Source organism: Nostoc sp. (assembly GCF_036917515.1).
GTDB lineage: Bacteria > Cyanobacteriota > Cyanobacteriia > Cyanobacteriales > Nostocaceae > Nostoc.
Window position 1 is genome coordinate 36,191 of sequence record NZ_JBALDE010000238.1, and the last position, 18,145, is coordinate 54,335.

An 18,145-nucleotide genomic window follows, 5' to 3' on the forward strand; every position below is an offset into this window, starting at 1 on the left:
AGCGACTTCTCAACCGACTTCATCGATATTTTTAGAAGGCGATCGCTGACCATGTGATTGAGCAAGCGCGGTTGGTTGGAGTGTATAAGTGCTAATATCTGTACAGTTTATTACATCATTCTAGAAATCCAAGTCAGGTGTAAGCATGGGAGAGATAAGAAACAATTATACACCGCAAGAGCAGAAAAACATTGAGCTTGTAGCTGAAGGCTAAATCTTCCATAATCTACTTGCGCTTGGTGCATATCGCTTTCAATTAAATCTCTATAGTTAGCAATCTAACGTATTTTCCAGTTCCCAAGGAGTGATGTAGGTACTGTATTCATTCCATTGTTGGTGCTTCAATTTTAAATAAGCTGCTGTTAATCGTTCTCCAAGGCTTTGGGGTAGAACTGTGTCTGTTTTTAAGCAGCGTAATGCATCTAATAAATTTGTCGGCAGCTGTTTGACCTGACTAAGGGGAAGCGGATCTGTATAGCTATTATTGTCATAACGTGGCTCAGGATTGCGCTTTTGGACAATTCCATCCAGTCCGGCGGCGATGAGTGCAGCTGGTAGTAGGTAGGGATTAGCTGCACCGTCAGCAAGACGAAACTCAAAGCGCCCAGCATCAGGAATGCGGATAGCATGAGTGCGGTTATTGCCACTGTAGGTAATGGTGCTAGGGGCCCAAGTTGCTCCGGAAGTAGTCACGGGTGCGTTAATTCGCTTATAGGAATTAATAGTGGGATTGGAAAAAGCACACACCGCCTCGGCAGAATGTAACACGCCTGCAATGAACTGGTAAGCTAAAGGCGAGAGTCCCAGTTCTCCTTGCTCTTGGTGAAAGAGATTTACTTTACCTGCTGCATCCCAAATAGATAGATGAGTGTGGCAGCCGTTACCAGTCAAATGGGGAAAAGGCTTGGGCATGAAGGTAGCACGCAACCCGTGCTTTTCGGCAATTGTTTTGACCATATATTTAAAGAAAGCATGACGGTCTGCGGTGATCAGGGCATCGGCATACATCCAATTCATCTCAAACTGACCGTTTGCGTCTTCATGGTCGTTTTGGTAAGCACCCCAACCAAATGTCAACATGGCATCGCAGATTTCGCGAATTACTTCATAGCGGCGCATCAGGGCTTGTTGATCGTAGCAGGGTTTGCTTTGGCGATCGCGCAAATCAGATATACTATTACCATCTGGTGAAAGCAGAAAAAACTCACATTCTACTCCTGTGCAAACGCTATAGCCCAACTCAAGGGCTTGTTTGAGGACGCGCTTTAATACAAGTCTGGGGGTTTGTTCTATGGGTTGTCCATTCATAGTGTAGAGATCCGCAGGCATCCAGGCAACTTCAGTCTCCCAAGGTAATTGAAATAGACTAGTCGGGTCAGGTATCGCTAAAATATCTGGGTCTGCTGGAGTCATATCTAGCCAAGCCGCAAATCCCGCAAATCCTGCACCATTAGCTGCCATGCTATCAATGCTTGCAGCAGGCACAAGTTTTGCTCGTTGTACCCCAAACAAATCCGTGAATGAAATTAAAAAATAACGGATATTCTTTTGGCGGGCAATTTCAGAAAGTGAGTTAGTCAAGTTGCTTTGCTCCAATTAAAAATTCCAAATCGAACCATACCAAAGCTATATTTCGTTATTCTTCCAGCAAGTTCTGTATTCCAACTCGGATGAAGTCTTCATCAGTAGGATTTTGGTAGGGATTACCTGCTCTATGACCCCAAACAGAAGGGATTGGTAAATATTTAGCTTCAGTAATCAGTGCAGCTTCCGCAGCACAATCTTCCGGAGTAAAGTATAAATCTGTTGTGGATGGCATTACCAGCGTTTTAGCTTTAATTGCACCCATAGCCTTTTTATAATCGCCTTGGTAGATGGAGTTATCGCTAACATCGCAGTGTAGCCAAGTATCAATCATTGCCAGCAGATTATGTGGGTCACGCTTTCTGTAGTTAGATTCCCAAGCACGTAGTAAGTAGTCTTCTAAAGATGTATAGCCCAGCCTGTAGTAAATCCCCTGGCGATAAAATGTTTGAGAAGCAGCCCAACTAGCATAAATCCGTGCAAAAGCTCTATATCCCCGCTCTGGAGGGGCTTCAAATCTGCTACCATTCCAAGTAGGGTCAGCTGTCAGCGCTGTTCGCAGACTTTGCAAAAAAATTCGATTATGATCGGTGGTACGAGCTGTACCGCACAGCGCTGCAATTCGAGTGACGCGATCGCTATATAATACTCCCCAGTGATATGCTTGCTGTGCGCCCATTGACCAGCCGTAAATTAGTGCCAGATGTTCAATCCCAAATACTTCTCGTAACAATTGCTCTTGGGCGCGAACATTATCTACATGGCTAAACCAAAAGCCTTGTTCGCTAAGACCACAATCTTGGCAGTTGCTGGGCGAACTCGAAAGTCCATTACCAAACATATTGGGAATGATAATAAACCAACGGCTGGGGTCGAGAATACTATCAGTACGAATCAACCAGTCAATGTCGCAATGTTGCGCTCCGTAAGAAGTTGGGTAGAGAATGGCATTAGTGCGATCGCTTGCGAGTTCGCCGTAAGTTTGATACACTAACCTCGCTTCGGATAGAACTGCACCACACTCAAGCCTAAAGTTTTCTAGCGTTAGAAAACTTGGCGATTTTGTCATATTGCTGATTGTCCCGATTTAGTTACAATATCCCTATTGACTTTTATATAACCTGGTTCAATGTGAGCAAAGTGCAAACTCAACTGCTTATGAGCATCAGCCAGCGCGTGGAACGGAATTGATGGATATAAATGATGCTCGGCATGAAATGGCATATTCCACATGAAAAATTGCACAGGCCAGAGTGTTAATGTTGTCCGCGTATTCGTCAGCCGATTAGCGTCAAGAGTGCAACCTGTATGTTCCGCTAATAGAATAAAACGTAGAATCGGCTGACCGACAATCAACGGTAGTAGCCAATAAAGTATAAACCAAGGCTGACCGACTGCAATTGAAACAGCAATCGCAGCTGCATAAACAGCTAATTGCCATCTAATAGAGCGAATAACATTAGCTTGTGCTGATTCTGGGATAAATGGACAATCGTCAAGTTGACCGAATGCAATCCGAAAATGCCCACGAATTTTTCCTAACCACCAAGGTAAACCGCTAATTATTAATAAGTATTTACCTAAGTTGCTTGGTTTCGGGTCAGTTAATTCTGGATCTTTATTGGGAACGCGAGTGTAAAGGTGATGCCATTTGTGATAATAACGGAAGAAAGTGCTGTTATAAAATGAGAGCAAACCTGCACACCAAGCAACAGTATCATTTAAACGACGAAAAGCAAATGCAGTTCTATGAACGCATTCGTGCATAGGTGCAAACATCGAAGCAATACTAAAACCATAAATCGCTAGTGCTGGTATTGCCAGCGACCAATTGCCCAAATTTGTCGCCCACAGGTAACCACTGCATCCCATAATAGTTAGATGCAAAGCCAGTTGAACTAGCCCTTTAGAGTTGGAGCGATCGTTTAAAGCACTTAATTCCTGTACACTGAGAATCTGACGGGGGTTGTGCTGCTGACCAGCTTGATGATTTAATAATTTAGCCATAATTAATTTGCCTGACTAATAACCTATGTAAAGACCTTGCAATTGCTAGTCTCTACGTGGATAAAATTTCTACAAACAATCTTTAACTCAACTGTATTGCTGTGCAAACTATCCCTGATCATAGCTGTTGGAAGTTGAAGTCGTATCGTCGCCCCATAGAACTACCCACCAGTTGACGTTGCTGCGGAGGAGCTCTTGTGCAGGGGAGCAGGGGAGCAGAGGAGAGGCTTATACAAGTTCTTTCCCCTCTGCCCAAGAGTCCCGCGTTAGGGCTTCCTGCCATAGACCTCTGCCCGTGGAGCATCCTTAAGAAAGCCTACTATATGGCTGTGACTTGCGTGCCATTCGCCTTTAGTTTTTGAAGTCGGCTCTGTTTCGCTAAGGCGCTCACTCCGTTTGAGCGATCGCCTTGCCAGGACTTTCACTTAAGTCGGTCAATTTTCGTTCTGATCAATAGAGCAAATTGGGCTGACTACCGTACAACCGAAATAAAGGCTGGTGACTGGCTTTTACATTGTTATGCCGCAGATTGAAATCTGTTGGTTGCAGTCGATACTCGGCAAAAAGCCGCAGCAGTTTGGCTTCGTGTTCGACGGCAAACACTAAGAACAGATCCGGTCGCCGATCCCCAGTCAGAACATTGATCGCCTGAGACACTGGCTCAGGGATAAAGAACGGGGGATCAACAATAATCACATCAAATTCCCGGTTAATCGGCTGCGGCTCCCGCAAATCATAAGGGAAAAACTCCGCAAATTCGCCAAACTTCGGGTCGATGTCTAGAAGCGTCACCCAGCGCCCTCGTCGATACCATTCGGCTGCAAGCCGAGGCGTACAAAGGCAACAGGGATTCGCATATACATCCAGCGCGCACACAAGCGCCCAAGCGGTTTGTTGTGTAAAGAAAATTTGACTCAACGTGAAGTCAGGAGGAACGAACCAGTCGATAGGGTCTACCTTAGACTCAAACCACGGCTGACCAGGACCGATTGCCATCCGTTCCGTTAAAACCCGCTTTAGTTGATCTTTGTCCATACATATAACTCTTGCAACATCTGCATAACGTCTCAAATCGGCGGGCGGCTGCCGAGGTCTTTGATACAGACAAAAATCTCAAAGTAACTTTGCTGTCAATGAACTAGAGGATGTAGAAACCTCTAGCTAGCTTCGCTTGAGCTAGAGGTAGTTCATACCAAGATAACTGTACACTATTAGAGTCGCGTGATCTGCCAGGATGAGTGCGGTAATCCTACTTGATGACAAAGTTAAACGGGTCTTGATCTCGTCGATGCTTAGTGGGAATAGGGTCTGGCTGCTCATCACCCACAAGGGCTGCGGTTTTCTCCAGGGATTCCCTCAATCGCTTGGCTGCGTAAATGGACATATCTCGAGGTACATTAATCCGATCGCGCAAATATCGCAGAGCGACATCAGATCCTAATGGAGGTACACAGTCTTCACCAGTCATCATGTGTGTTAAAGCACAACGTAGGGCTTGATCAAACAATTTATCATCACTGGGGTTAACTCGGATAATATTAATCCGGTGCTTGATAGTTCGTTGAAGAGCTTCCATGCGGGAGTTTTCGGGTTCTGGATAAGTAACATCTGGTAGCCCGAACCAGGGACCGTTATCCACCCGCGCTTTATTGAGAAGCATCTGGGTTTCGCCGTTTTCCCAACAGCCCCCCATCTGAGGCGGCAAATCATGTACGTGGGTGTGAAAGTCGCTCTGGGTACCGCAGTAGGTCGGTCGGCTTTCCATTGCCGCAAACCATGCGCTCAAGCGAGGGTTTTCCAAACGCAGGGAGTACCCTTTGTAGTAGTAAAGGCTCGCATTCATCCGTTCGAGATATGGCGTAAAAATCACATCGACGATGCCGAACTTATCTAGAAAGTAAGGGCTTGGGGTGTGGCCCAGAGCCGACTCAACCTTAGCCACCACTCCGATAAATTGTTCTCGGTTGCGTTGTTCTTGTTGAGACGAACCTGCTCTAGAGCACAGCCAAGCGCACCAGGCTCCAAATAAAAGTCGTTCTAATTGACGTAGAGTCAGTACCGTGCGGTCTTCCATCCCTTGGCTCAATGGCTCAAAAACCTTTTCCAAAGCGATCAAAATGTCATCGCTTTCCTTAATAATCTGTCCATCTAGCTCGATTGCGGGGAGCATTCCTGATGGTACCTTACGTTTGTACCAACTTTCTTTCTCCCCATAGCAGAACATTGTCACTTTTTCAATCCGATAGGGGATCTGTTTTTCCTCTAGCCATAACCAAACTTTTTGACAGTAAGGACACCAGGCGTGGTTATCGCGGTACAACGTTACCCGCACATCAGCTTCCGGCTGACCAAACAAGCGCAACCTGGCTCTAGCGTTGGTAAGACCATTGACGGTATCTATTTGATAATCCGTGAGGGTTTCTAGTTCTTCCCAGCTTAGGGGTGCGGTAGTCATAGGGGGAGTTGCGTAGGGCAATACTTAGGACAATTCTATACTTTACAATATTTTCAATTACACCAAGGCTTAATTTAACTGATAGGTTTGCTCCTAAAGAAAAGATATTGGACAAATAGCAGCCTGAAAGTTTAGTCTGCAAAGGCATGGACGAATCACAGAGGCGGTTATGAAGCAGTTAAACAATACAAATACAACTTCAGAGTGAGTTGATGATTTACCAGCGATCATTCATTGGTTGTCACTTTCTTCAGATCCAGTTTCTGTTTGACTAAGAATTACCACAAAATTTATCATAGTTTCAGCTTGCTAGAGGAAAAGTTGCTGCTAACATCCATCCAAAGAATAAAGCATTACCGATGGCATAGCTCCAATATTCGTTAAATAAGCTAGAAGTAAATGAAAAAATAGCTATAAGTATAGGGAACAAAGGCAGTAAAAGATAAATAAATCCAAGATTTGGTAGCAAGTAAAGTACTAAAATAAAACCTCCAATTAAGGCTACACTTTGTCCTAGCCACCACAAAACACGTTCTCCAAACAAGAGATTTTGTTGGGCTATACCTGATGCTAAAAACCAAGGAAAACTCACAAGTGCAAGTATAGGAAACAACTGCCAACGTATCCCAGTTAGCCACCACTGTAACCACACTACTTGAGCCATCGCTCCGAAACTAATCCATAACACTATGAATAGAATAATGCCGATTCCTAAACCTCTAACTGTAGGTTGTTGCATTCGTGACATAATCATAAGCCAAGTTAATCCTGCTGCACCAAACCAAATACTTATTGCTGTGCCTACTAAAACTCCACCTAAGTTATCAATATCACCGAGTCGATTACCTACTAAAAGCGTACCACTTGCGATCAAAGGCGCTATTAACAAACCTGCCCAGCTTTTTAGCTGTTCTACCTTACTAGGGAGGAAAGAAGTACTTAAAACCGGAGTAATTGCTCCTAGTATTACTAACCACGCTAATAAGTGTAAAACGTACCAAATCATTCGATAATCAACATAGCTGCTTTGATGCTGGATTCCAAAAGTAGCATCAAGCCAATTTCTAGCAGCAAGGTGGCTTTGATCGCGGAACAAAATTGTAATATGTTCAGCATTAGGAATAATTACTAGTTCTCTTCCCTTGCCCTGAAATAAATTTTTATTTTCTCCACCTGCGGTTTTAAGCAACCGCTTTGCATTCGCAATAAATCTACCTTCCCAGCTTCCTGCTTGCAATTGCAGATTAGGGGGAGCTTTTGGTGTAACTGAAGCACTTGTAGGAGAAATAGCTACGGTTGCCGCATAACGATTGACATTATTGATAGCAGCAGACATTACTGCACCGCTACCAATTGAGTGACCTAAAGTAGCTAAACGCAATTTATCTACCTCTGGTTGTTTTATAAGTGCTTCATAAGCAACATCAAGATTTTGCTGAAGTGAATTTTTTCCCAACGGTTTAGTATTAGCTGCATGACCATCAAAGTCCCATACTATAACTGCGTAACCTGCATCTGCTAACGTGTAGGCGTACCCAAGCATTAACTGCTTAGAACCTGCATACCCATGTGCTATTAAAACACCAGGTACATTTTTTGCATTCTCTGACACTATGTATAATAGCGGCACACCATCACAGATCATTTGCTTTACTGTAAGAGACGCCTGTACCGTCATTACTCTCCACCAAGAAATAGCAATTACTAATAATGCCAAAATCAGCGTCAGTAAACGCTTATTGTTCATAGACTTCTAGTTAATAACCCAAGTTGCTAGTTATGGTTGCAGGTGTTTAGATGGCGTTGCATAAATAATAAAATCCCCTCCAGAGGAAAAATTGGGAGGGGTAATGCTAAACGAAATAATTACAATTTATGCTATCACTGATGACCTGCTGAAGGCGATTAGGCATAAAGACGATGTTCGTCGTGTGATGAGTGATGCAGAAATTATTACAACGGCATTGGTTGCAGCAATATTCTTTCATGGTAATCATAGCAATGCTTGTAGCTATATAAAAGACCACAACTTAATCCCATCTATGTTAGAAAAATCACGATTTAATCAGCGATTACACAATGTCGGAATGCTAATTAACGATTTATTTCATCAAATAGGTATGATTCTCAAACAAAGCAGTAATTGTACTGAGTATCTTTTGGACTCCTTTCCTGTACTAATGTGTGATAATATTCGGATTTTTAACGTCAAGTTAATAAAGTCCGAGGAATATAGGGGTTACATTGCCTCTAAAAAACGCTATTTCTATGGGGTGAGAGTTCAGCTATTAACTACAAAAAATGGTATTCCAGTTGAATTTGTATTTATGCCTGGTAGTGCTTCGGATGTGCGTGCGTTAAACGCTTTACCATTAAATTTACCATTCGGTAGTGAAGTATATAGTGATGCTGCCTATACAGATTATCATGCTGAAGATGACCTTTTTGACTCATCTCAGATTAAGTTGAAAGTAATGCGGAAAATGAACTCTAAACGTCAGGATGAGCCGTGCAATCAGTATATCAAGCAATGTACTCGACATTACATTGAAACGGTATTTAGTAGCATCACTTGTATCTTTCCAAAGTCAATCCATGCTTGTACCTGAAAAGGGTTCTTACTCAAGTTAGAAGCATTCATTTTTGCTTTTACTTTGAAACAAGCATTTATTGAATGAGTAAAATATAATGCTTTAATCTCATTCAGTATTTGTGTTTTAGAGTTAGTTGAAGCGACGGTTGCACAATGCACAACCGCTACTTCGTCGTCAACGATCGCACGACTATTCAAGTGCAAAGTATCCACAGCTAGATAACCCGCAACTTAGGTTAGTAGTATTACCTCTATTTTCCTGAAATCAATACATGCAGTCACCTACAAGGGGTTTTTACTGAAGTTATAAGCATTTATTTTTGCTTTTACACTTAACCAAGCTTTCAGAGAGTGAGTAATTTTAAGAACTTAAAATAATTTAAGTAACTGAATATTCAATCAAGCTGAAAGCGCAGTGACACGTAGTGCCACGCCACTTTGTTGTGTGCGATCGCTCTATTGTGATGTGTCTGAACTTAATAACCCGTAACTTGGGTTAATACCACACACACAGAAGACATCAAAGTTCGTGGTGAATTGCTTCTTCGGGCTGGTAATGGTAGAACAAGTTTTATTGATGTGCGGGATATTGCTGCCGTTGCAGTTCGTACTTTGATTGAAGATGGGCATCAGGGAAGAGCATATCCCCTTACCGATGCAGATGTTAAAAATTAATTCATAAATGCGGTTGTGGATTTTTAAATAATTCTGTTCTTTAACTAATAACCCTGATAATATCAATTCTCGTTCGTCCTGATTATCAACTGCTCTCACCTGTCCTTGGTCTAAAATTTGTTGATATAGTTCCAGCATCGAAGCGGCTTGCCGTTCACCTTGGAGGATGCGATCGCGATCAGAGTTTATCGGAAATTCATCTTTTACCTTTATAAAACTAATAAATTAATCTTTTTTTGATTTAAAAATAGCAAGTGTACCGCAGATTAAAACTATTAAATATTACTCTAGAAAATAGAGTCATTTAATGGGTAAATAGCTTTCAAACTTATTAATCTAGACGGTAGAAAAACTTACAGCATTTTCGTCACAATGCTAAATAGATTGAGCGCCCGATATTAATTACTAAAAATTTTGGCAAATTCCTTAGAGTAAAAAGGTTGGCTACGGTAGACAAATCCTTCAACAATATTGTAACGGGTCAAATCAGAAAATTTTTGAGCGGTCGCCTGTTCTTGCTTCTCGTTTTAAGGAATTACAATAGTATAAAAAACCTCGGAAATTTCGTCATACTTAAGATAACGCCGAAACATTCCATTCAGTTCAATATTAATCAGTCTTTCTGGTTCAGAAATATTTTTATCAATCCTAATTAGTATATTAATCAAGTCCTATAATTGAATTATCTGTTCAGTTGGAGGAGAGGTTGCCAAGAAGTTATCAACATCGCCGCAATCGAAATACTCTCAGCAACCGTTTTATCATGCTTGCGCTTCCAGAGCTTGTTAGCCCGCAGATAAACGTCTGTAATAGCAAATCCAAGTGAAGCAAATGTTAAATAGAAAATTAGTTGCTTAAATAATTCCATGTTTGAATAAGTTCCTTCTTATGATCGCCAGTAGTAACATTTGTGAAATAACTAGTGAATAATAGCCACTAACTACTAACCTAAAATCAAGAGGTAGCGACTTTATAAGAGATGCTTAAATATCAGTAGTTATGAATAGGTGCTTCAAATCTTCAATGAAGCTAGTAAAAAATTTGCCTTCATCTACTTGCAACGCTACCCAGGCATTTGCTGCTGTTTTCGTGGCAGGACGACTATCAATCAATGTCTGTCCTAGTGTCCACTGTCCCTTTGTTTCAACCCAGACTTTTGCTCTTTTCAACATCAGGGTTTCTGGATAAAACAGGTATCCTAATGTTGCCGCATCATGAACAAGGAAACCTGAAATTCCTCCTGTTTCTCGATAACCCAAGGCTGTACCAATCATAAACTCACAAAGATTTATCAAGAACTGAGAAAGTTTACTCTCTGGATTCGCGTGAGTGACTGCCACAGCCATATCTCGCGTGAAAATTAAGCGTCGGGTCACGTCTAGCGGCAACACAACAATATTGTCTCGGCTATCAAATACTGTCTGAGCAGCTTCAGCATTAAACCAAATATTGAATTCAGCATGGGGAGTCACATTACCAGGACAGAAGAAAGCACCCCCCATAATCACGATTTCCTTGGCTTTTTTCAGGATGCCAGGACTTTTTGTTTCCGCTGCTGCAAGGTTGGTCAAGGGTGCGATCGCTACAATAGTAATTTCACCCGGAGCAGCGTTCAACTCATCGATAATCAGTTCATCGGAGTAAGGAGCGTCCTCAAAAGTGTGCGTGGCAGGGGGTAAAGTATGAGAAAGATTGCCCATCCCATCCGACCCATGAATATGGCTGGCATCTTCTATAATTTCTCTTTTTGCAAGCACACCGCGACCCACTTTAATATGTGGGAATCCCGCTAAATTTAAAATCTGGCTAGCACTAGAGAACGTGCATTTAGCAGCAACATTGCCATCTGCGGAAGTAACAGCGACAAGTTCCACGAGTTCTCTTTTTACCAAGCTAAGAAGCCACAGGAAAGTATAGATATCATCTCCACCTGGGTCGGTGTCGAGAATAATTTTGTGATGCGTAAGTTGATTTGTCATTGGAAAAATTGTTTAAGTAAGGGATGATTGTATAAAAGTCTAATCGGGCATTATCAAAAGCAATTTTTGCCGGGTTATCATGCTAATTGCTGCTCCATAAAACTGCTCTGAATTGGATTAGTTCTCTAAATTCAAAGTAATTATTATACTTGTGTCAATAAGCAGCAATAAATGCGACTATTTCTCAGCTTATTGAGAAGAAATTATTTTATTGACATAAGGCGATCGCCCTGGTCAAGCAGCTCTAGAGGGTGATGATTTGCTTAAGGGTCTAATTACAAAGCTATGTATCTTTTTAGTTAATTCGTAAGTACAACTGAGTCTTGAACAGTCTTAAGCGAAGTAAAACTTTTATACCTCGGTTATAAGTTTTTAGAGCAATTTTGCAAATACCTTTGCTTTAGCAGTTTATTAAAGCACTTTTATATGAGACATAACAAGCACATGAATGTCATATATTTTTAGTTAATGTCTTACAGACTAGTTTATTTGTCAATAGATATGTATTATAACTTTGAAGATAAGTAGGTCGGCATGATAAAATACATCTATGTTTAGTTTTGTAAAAGCTGTAAAGTTACTTATTTGTAAGCTGTTTGCTGATTTAATATTTCATTATATAGGTTGATTTTTTTAACGCCGATTTTTTTTACAATGTCATAAAGATTATTTGTATATACATTTGTATAAAAGTTGTCTTTTTGTAAAATTCATATTTTTATTAAAAACGCTGCTAAGTCCATACAATAAGTCTTTAGAGCAATTGATTGTATGTATATTACTTATTAAATCAGTATTTTAGATTACAATTTAAATTAACTACCTATCTTGAGATTGAGTTTATAAATAGCCTATTACATAGTCAAAGTTATGATATTTATAACTTGACAGAAAGACTAGTTAGTGTAAAAAGAACTCAAGAAACGTTAGAGCAGAGTTAAATATATGACATTTATGTTCTTGTTGGATTGTAAATAAAGGTGCTTTAATGAGTCGATAGAATAATAATTTACTAAGAATGATTTAACAAATTATTTATTACTTAAATATTCATGCTTTCATCTTGTCAAATTACCAATTTTGATGATATTTGGTAAATACTCTAATAGGACAAATTATTAATCTAGCTAATATTATTCGTAAATACTGATACAAACTGACAAAATTATGAAAAGTTAGAGAGGAAAACAAATGAGTCTTTGTGATGAAGATCGTCAAAAACTTAAAGACCTGCTTCAACAAGCAGCTCAGGTGGAGTTATCGACTATTCCGATCTATCTCTACGCCATGTATTCTATCAAACCAGGTTCTCCCAGTTCCGATAGTCTATATAAAGATAAAGCCTACAACTTGCTCCGCAGCGTTGCGATCAAGAAAATGCTGCACTTGTCTTTGGTCTGCAATCTTATCCAGTCCATCGGCGGGACGGTTAATCTTTTCGACACCTATAAAAACCTCAACCCTGAACCAATACAGTTCAGTTAAGAAAAATTGTCAGTTGGGTTAAGCAAAGCGCAACATATAGCAAAGTGCTGTTAGCGGTAGCGGGGTGTTTAGCCCGTGCTGAGTATAAATAAGCATGAAATCAAGGCTTTTAGCAATCAACATTGTCCTAACCTATGTGGCTACGGCTATAACAAAGCTCTGGAAATGTTGGTTTACCCTTCTCCTTTGGAGACGCTACGCGAACGGGAAGCAAGCTACGTTCCTCAACCCAACCTACGCCGTTTAAGGTTTTTGGCGCTAACCCAAGCGTATTGGATATTGAACTGTTTATGCAGGTGTTTGCTCAAATTGTTAATGTGCCTGTGGTGATCTGAAATTTAGATTAGTTTTCGTTGTGAAACTTAAGTGCAAACAAAACCTTAAAACTTAGCGTTCGCCTATTTTTTTTACAAAAACTGCTTGTCATTGATGCAGCAACATCAATTAATGACTTGTGTGTTCCACCTGGAAATCGCTTAGAAAAGCGGCGTTGGCGATAGAATTGGGCAGTATAGTATTTGTAGTATAATTGTATTATAGTAATAAATTGACAAATAATTTGTTAATTTATGAAAAATTATGATTTTTCCAAGTTTCTGGAAAGTGACAATTAAATTGTGAAATCTCTAGTATTTGACATCTAATTAGTGAATGTTGGCTTATATGGTTATAACTGTCTTAAATATTTAAAACCCTGACACAATCCTTGCTATGTCAGAGTTTTAGATCTTTATAATCTATGACAATATTTTGTGAAATTGACAAATAATTAGTTAATGTACAAATGGAAACGACAACTAAAAAATCAGCGTTTTTACGCCATAAAAAACCCCACTAACTTATAGAAAGTGGAGTAATTAAAGTTACAAATTTAGGAGTCACTCATCGCTAAAATCGCTATTTGTACTAAACAAGCGAAATTATTCTAAAGCTTTTTTCAGCTCGTCTTTAATATTTTCTACGGTGTGGTCAACTTGGGCTTCAGCTTGCTTTGCTTGTCCTTCAGTTTTATCTTGTGGATTACCTGTGAATTCACCCACAACCTCTTGAATTTTTCCTTCAATATTTTTTGCAGTTGCTTCTATTCTCTTTTCGGCACTCATGATTTTTATCTCCGGCTTGTAGTTGATTCAGGGAACTCCAAAAATTAAGTTACTACTACTTGCAAAGTGGGTCGAAAAGCCCGCCTATTTCCCAGCACGGGTAAGACACTCATCCTACAAGTAATAAAATATTTGAGTTATTTTATTACTTGGAAATCCCTAAGCTATTAAATAATCTAACAGTTGTGTATTGTTTTTTACTTCCATCAATCGATAGAATATTTTGGTAAATTATATTAACTTAAGATAGATGCCGATCTAAATTGTAGCACATAATGCAAAATATAACAATCTAATAAATAAAATTTATATATATTAAAAAAATAGTTTTTTCCCAAATAAATGAACTATAAGTTAAAGCAAAATTTAAATAAAAGGAAAATAAAGGAGTGCCAACAAAAAGTCAAAAAAATATCTGGAAAAATGAGATTAATGACATCATTCGAGGTGCTTGTGGAGGTTTTTTGTTTGGCATACCCTTGCTGTACACAATGGAGGTTTGGTGGATTGGATCGCTGGCAAAAGCACAACTGATAATGATGGCGATCGCATTAATGTTTATTGTGGTTTACTTGCTCAATCAGATAGAAGGCTTTCGCAAACGCAGATATAGCTGGCTAGCTGCTCAAACCGCAATGGATACGGTAGAAGCGATCGCGATCGGACTAGCTTGTTCTACTTTTGTGCTATTACTATTGCGAGAATTGACACTAGAAACCTCCTTAAGGGAGTCTTTAGGTAAAATCATTTTTGAAAGTGTGCCCTTTGCTCTCGGTGTAGCATTAGCGAATCAGTTGTTGGGAGATACTGAAAACAGTAATGGAAAAGGACAAGGAAGCGATCGCGAAAATAGCATAACCAAGAACAAAAGTGATGAGTTACACGCCACCTTTGCTGATGTGGGTGGAACCCTGATTGGTGCAACCATAATTGCATTTAATATTGCTCCCACAGATGAAATCCCTATGCTTGCAGCCGCAACCTCTCCACCTTGGGAGTTGGCAATGATCGCCGCATCTTTGCTGATTTCTTATGGCATTGTATTTCAGGCAGGTTTTTCTAACCAGCAAAAACGTAAAGACCAAAAGGGAATTTTTCAACGGCCATCAAGCGAAACCATTATGTCCTACCTAGTATCATTGCTCGCAGGCGCTTTTATGCTATGGTTCTTTCAAAAATTAACTTTTAGCGACCCCTGGACAATGTGGTTAGATCATACATTGATACTGGGTTTACCTGCAACTATTGGTGGTGCAGCCGGAAGGTTAGCAATATGACTAAAACGGAACAACAACCAAAGCGCTCAATAGCTGAGTGGATAACATTCAGCATCGCCTCATTCATCCTAGCAATCATTGTGAGTCTAGTAGGCTACACTTGGCTGAACGAAAAAAATCAACCTCCGATCCTTTCTGTTACTAAAAAACAAACAATTCGAGAAATTAATGGTCAGTTTTATGTTCCTTTTGAAGTTGTCAATAGTGGAGGAGACACAGCTGAGTCAGTTCAGATTATGGCTGAGTTACTGATTAACGGCAAAGTTACAGAAACAGGAGAGCAACAGATCGACTTTTTATCTAGTGGGGAAAGTGAAGAAGGTGCATTTATATTCAGCCATAACCCGCGCCAAGGTCAGTTAACTCTACGTGTTGGTAGTTATAAATTGCCATAGGGGACTGACAAAAAAAATACCCCACAATATTGGATAATCTATTTGTTGGAAGTATACCCGAATTCAACCCTCACCCCACTTGCTTTCATAATGGGAAGCGCGAACAAGTCGGGCATTGCCTGCCTAACCAGTGCGCTAAGAGTTGAGTTCGGGTGTGTGCGAGCATCGCGCTGGTAGGGTATTTTTGTACCTGACGTAGACGTAGCCTCTGTCTGCAACACGCTGTTTGTGTTCGTAGAGAAGTTGAAATCTGCTGTATCAGTCCTATATTTTATTGCTTCCCCATATTTCCAAGACAATAGTCCTCGCTTTTTTGAAAGCCTTGAAGAAATTAAATAATTTTAGTAAATAAATTATTGTATTTTTCTCTCACCAGAGATATAAAATAGGATTAACTGTTTTGAGGTATATTTCATCAGAAATTTATATACTTGATATTTGTAATATGTAAGGATTACAAATATCAAGTATATTTGATATACAAAACTATCAAGGAATATTTCATATCTATTATTATTGGTATTCCTAATGATGATTTATTGGTGTTTCCTAGTCATGACTATTGGATTTTTGCTTATGAAGGTAATGACAATATCTCTACTAGTCTTGGAGATAACCTAATTGATGCTGGAGAGAATAATGACAAATTTCAGAGCAGTCGACTTGATAATCGCAGTTGCTTTAACTCTCTTGATCTGAGCAAAGCATTGTCTCATCATGAATATTTAATTGTTGCATTTTGATGATATTATCTTAAAAAATTAAGGAGTAAACCTCGTGGGAGTTACGAGCAATCGATTATTTAAGTTATCTGTAAAATATTTTTCAGCAATCACAGCCATAATAACAGTTCTCCCATTACCAGTTAAAGCTGCTACATTTTTAGTAACTGAGCGCGCTGGTTTAGGAGCCAATGATCAAGTTAATTGGGAAAGTTTAGGTAAAGTATTTAATCCCTCTACCCCTGATTTTTCTGCTTTTTTACCTAACTCTTTTTCAGCAACATCGCAACGTGGTTTAGGCTTGGATATAAATATAACTCCAACTAATAAGCCTCAAATTACTCCACCATTTATTTTTCAAACTTTACCTTCACCTGGCATTCGGAGTAACTTCGGTCTAGGTGATTTTATTCTCTTCGGAGGTATAGACCCAACAGGTTTTATCCCTCTTCCTCCTGATACTCCTGATCCTGATATTCAGGGGAACGGTGGGCCTTTTTCGATTAGTTTTGCCCAGCCAGTTTTTGGTGCTGGAACTCAGATAGCTGTAGACACTAGTAAATTAAAAATTGAAAATTCGATCGCTGCTTTTGATAACGCCAATAACTTATTGGGTAGTTTCTCAGTTCCAAATATTTCGTCCTTAGCATTAGATAATTCGGCAGTATTCTTGGGGATTCGTAGTGACACTCCAAACATCTCACGACTTGTTTTTAGCAGTTCTGCTCCACAATACGGCTTGGCTATTAACCAGGTAAGCATTCTTGCAGTTCCCGAACCAACTTATACCTTAGTGATATTAGCTTTTGGTGTTTCAGGTGCTGTTTTGAAACGACGTAAACATACTTAACACTCCCACAGCATTGAAATAGTTTTCATTTAATAAGTTAGAGATTTCGGACATACTCAAACTTATGTAAGTACGTAACGTAAGTTCCAGATAATTCTTGTCTTTAACCAAATTCAACTCAATGTTATACAAAGAATTAGAAAACATCATAGACACTAAAATACAAAAAGCCATACGGAAGCACGAAATCATAGTTGCTTTCATTAGTAGTATTACTGGCTTGATTTTTATCATGGGTTTGTTCCATGCTATTTTGCTCAACCACACTGAAATTCAAACATTTTGCTTGTACTAATTCCTGTTTGTAATTAATAGCTCTTTATAATCAAGCATTCCTGATGTTTTTAAAACTAATCCAAGTTACACATCTTTTTTATAAAATGGAATTGCACAGATGGAGAGTAAAAATAATGGCAGGGCTATATTCGTCTTATTTTTGACTGTATTTATAGACTTACTCGGCTTCGGAATTATTTTGCCGATACTGCCTTTGTATGCTGAACAATTTGCTGCAAAATCTAATGAAGCGACTCTACTTATAGCTATTTATTCTTTAATGCAGTTCTTATTTGCACCATTACGGGGCAGATTTAGCGATGCCTGCGGCGGGCTGCGCCAACGCTACGGTCGCCGTCCGATTTTATTGCTGACTTTATTCAGTTCGGTAATTGCATACGCAGGCTTAGGTTTTGCCAACTCCTTATGGATTTTGTTTATTGCTCGTAGTCTTGCGGAGATTATGTCAGGGAATATTGCCACTGCTCAGGCGTACATAGCAGATATTACCACACCAGCTAATCGAGCTCGTGGCATGGGTGTAATCGGGGCAGCCTTTGGTCTTGGGTTTTGGCTTTATGGTCCAAGCAGCAATTAAATTGGGGTCCTTAACAAACTAGTTATCTTTTTGCTTTTATGGGGATTGTCAGCACAATTATACCAATTCTCTAAAAGCTGGCTACAGATAGTGCCTCTAAAATATATTGCCTTCGGGCAATAGATGCAATAATTGGTTTGGTTAAT

General features: G+C 39.8%; 15 protein-coding genes and 1 pseudogene. 6 read left to right on the top strand and 10 right to left on the bottom strand.

The annotated features are described in order from the left end of the window. Positions 1-270 precede the first annotated feature (270 nt). From glnT to V7K89_RS31190, 7 genes are all read right to left on the bottom strand, one after another. On the bottom strand, positions 271-1,581 hold the full coding sequence (glnT, locus tag V7K89_RS31160) for a type III glutamate--ammonia ligase (protein ID WP_335194267.1): 1,311 nt from the start codon (positions 1,579-1,581) through the stop codon (positions 271-273). Positions 1,582-1,636: 55 nt separating this feature from the next. Further along, a complete protein-coding gene (locus V7K89_RS31165; protein ID WP_335194269.1) occupies positions 1,637-2,653 on the bottom strand; it encodes an alpha/beta fold hydrolase in 1,017 nt (338 codons plus the stop codon). Then, the gene (locus tag V7K89_RS31170; RefSeq protein WP_335194271.1) at positions 2,650-3,591 is read right to left on the bottom strand and encodes a fatty acid desaturase family protein; all 942 of its coding nucleotides are present in this window, start codon (positions 3,589-3,591) and stop codon (positions 2,650-2,652) included. Before V7K89_RS31170 ends, V7K89_RS31165 begins: the two co-directional genes overlap by 4 nt. Before the next feature lie 266 nt (positions 3,592-3,857). After that, positions 3,858-4,016 (bottom strand): hypothetical protein, encoded by a 159-nt coding sequence (locus V7K89_RS31175; protein ID WP_335194273.1) that lies wholly within the window; start codon positions 4,014-4,016, stop codon positions 3,858-3,860. A gap of 25 nt (positions 4,017-4,041) precedes the next feature. After that, positions 4,042-4,626 carry a hypothetical protein gene (locus V7K89_RS31180; protein WP_335194275.1) on the bottom strand — a complete coding sequence of 195 codons (585 nt, stop codon included), beginning with the start codon at positions 4,624-4,626 and terminating at the stop codon, positions 4,042-4,044. 214 nt (positions 4,627-4,840) lie between these two features. Continuing rightward, positions 4,841-6,046 (bottom strand): glutathione S-transferase family protein, encoded by a 1,206-nt coding sequence (locus V7K89_RS31185; RefSeq protein WP_335194277.1) that lies wholly within the window; start codon positions 6,044-6,046, stop codon positions 4,841-4,843. Between the two features lie 301 nt (positions 6,047-6,347). After that, positions 6,348-7,793 carry an alpha/beta hydrolase gene (locus V7K89_RS31190; RefSeq protein ID WP_335194279.1) on the bottom strand — a complete coding sequence of 482 codons (1,446 nt, stop codon included), beginning with the start codon at positions 7,791-7,793 and terminating at the stop codon, positions 6,348-6,350. A 103-nt stretch (positions 7,794-7,896) separates the two neighbouring features. Between V7K89_RS31190 and V7K89_RS31195 the strand changes: the two are divergent. After that, a pseudogene (locus tag V7K89_RS31195) lies at positions 7,897-8,724 on the top strand (IS982 family transposase). 371 nt (positions 8,725-9,095) lie between these two features. Here V7K89_RS31195 and V7K89_RS31200 read toward each other — a convergent pair. Both V7K89_RS31200 and V7K89_RS31205 read right to left on the bottom strand, forming a co-directional pair. After that, entirely contained in the window at positions 9,096-9,452 is a 357-nt protein-coding gene (locus V7K89_RS31200; protein ID WP_335194283.1) for a hypothetical protein, read from the bottom strand. A gap of 845 nt (positions 9,453-10,297) precedes the next feature. Continuing rightward, entirely contained in the window at positions 10,298-11,293 is a 996-nt protein-coding gene (locus V7K89_RS31205; RefSeq protein ID WP_335194284.1) for a nucleoside hydrolase, read from the bottom strand. Between the two features lie 1,191 nt (positions 11,294-12,484). Here V7K89_RS31205 and V7K89_RS31210 point away from each other — a divergent pair. Continuing rightward, positions 12,485-12,778, top strand: coding sequence for a ferritin-like domain-containing protein (locus V7K89_RS31210; protein WP_335194286.1), 294 nt, complete (start codon positions 12,485-12,487; stop codon positions 12,776-12,778). 920 nt (positions 12,779-13,698) lie between these two features. Here the strand turns inward: V7K89_RS31210 and V7K89_RS31215 are convergent. Next, on the bottom strand, positions 13,699-13,881 hold the full coding sequence (locus V7K89_RS31215; RefSeq protein WP_335194288.1) for a CsbD family protein: 183 nt from the start codon (positions 13,879-13,881) through the stop codon (positions 13,699-13,701). Between the two features lie 389 nt (positions 13,882-14,270). On the opposite strand from V7K89_RS31215, the gene V7K89_RS31220 reads away from it, so the two are divergent. The 4 genes from V7K89_RS31220 (at position 14,271) to V7K89_RS31235 (ending at position 17,999) form a co-directional block, all read left to right on the top strand. Beyond that, a complete protein-coding gene (locus V7K89_RS31220) occupies positions 14,271-15,158 on the top strand; it encodes a TIGR02587 family membrane protein (protein WP_335194290.1) in 888 nt (295 codons plus the stop codon). Beyond that, positions 15,155-15,553 (top strand): TIGR02588 family protein, encoded by a 399-nt coding sequence (locus V7K89_RS31225; RefSeq protein WP_335194292.1) that lies wholly within the window; start codon positions 15,155-15,157, stop codon positions 15,551-15,553. Before V7K89_RS31220 ends, V7K89_RS31225 begins: the two co-directional genes overlap by 4 nt. 777 nt (positions 15,554-16,330) lie before the next feature. Then, positions 16,331-17,125: a hypothetical protein gene (locus V7K89_RS31230; RefSeq protein WP_335194294.1), complete on the top strand. Its 795-nt coding sequence runs from the start codon at positions 16,331-16,333 to the stop codon at positions 17,123-17,125. Between the two features lie 394 nt (positions 17,126-17,519). Then, entirely contained in the window at positions 17,520-17,999 is a 480-nt protein-coding gene (locus V7K89_RS31235; RefSeq protein WP_335194296.1) for an MFS transporter, read from the top strand. Positions 18,000-18,145 lie beyond the last annotated feature (146 nt).

What these genes read in the sequence shown, in the direction of transcription:
- V7K89_RS31165 (WP_335194269.1), bottom strand. Translation starts at nt 2,653, where the DNA reads ATGACAAAATCGCCAAGTTTTCTAACGCTAGAAAACTTTAGGCTTGAG.
- V7K89_RS31170 (WP_335194271.1), bottom strand. Translation starts at nt 3,591, where the DNA reads ATGGCTAAATTATTAAATCATCAAGCTGGTCAGCAGCACAACCCCCGT.
- V7K89_RS31180 (WP_335194275.1), bottom strand. Translation starts at nt 4,626, where the DNA reads ATGGACAAAGATCAACTAAAGCGGGTTTTAACGGAACGGATGGCAATC.
- V7K89_RS31185 (WP_335194277.1), bottom strand. Translation starts at nt 6,046, where the DNA reads ATGACTACCGCACCCCTAAGCTGGGAAGAACTAGAAACCCTCACGGAT.
- V7K89_RS31190 (WP_335194279.1), bottom strand. Translation starts at nt 7,793, where the DNA reads ATGAACAATAAGCGTTTACTGACGCTGATTTTGGCATTATTAGTAATT.
- V7K89_RS31200 (WP_335194283.1), bottom strand. Translation starts at nt 9,452, where the DNA reads ATGCTGGAACTATATCAACAAATTTTAGACCAAGGACAGGTGAGAGCA.
- V7K89_RS31205 (WP_335194284.1), bottom strand. Translation starts at nt 11,293, where the DNA reads ATGACAAATCAACTTACGCATCACAAAATTATTCTCGACACCGACCCA.
- V7K89_RS31210 (WP_335194286.1), top strand. Translation starts at nt 12,485, where the DNA reads ATGAGTCTTTGTGATGAAGATCGTCAAAAACTTAAAGACCTGCTTCAA.
- V7K89_RS31215 (WP_335194288.1), bottom strand. Translation starts at nt 13,881, where the DNA reads ATGAGTGCCGAAAAGAGAATAGAAGCAACTGCAAAAAATATTGAAGGA.
- V7K89_RS31225 (WP_335194292.1), top strand. Translation starts at nt 15,155, where the DNA reads ATGACTAAAACGGAACAACAACCAAAGCGCTCAATAGCTGAGTGGATA.
- V7K89_RS31235 (WP_335194296.1), top strand. Translation starts at nt 17,520, where the DNA reads ATGGAGAGTAAAAATAATGGCAGGGCTATATTCGTCTTATTTTTGACT.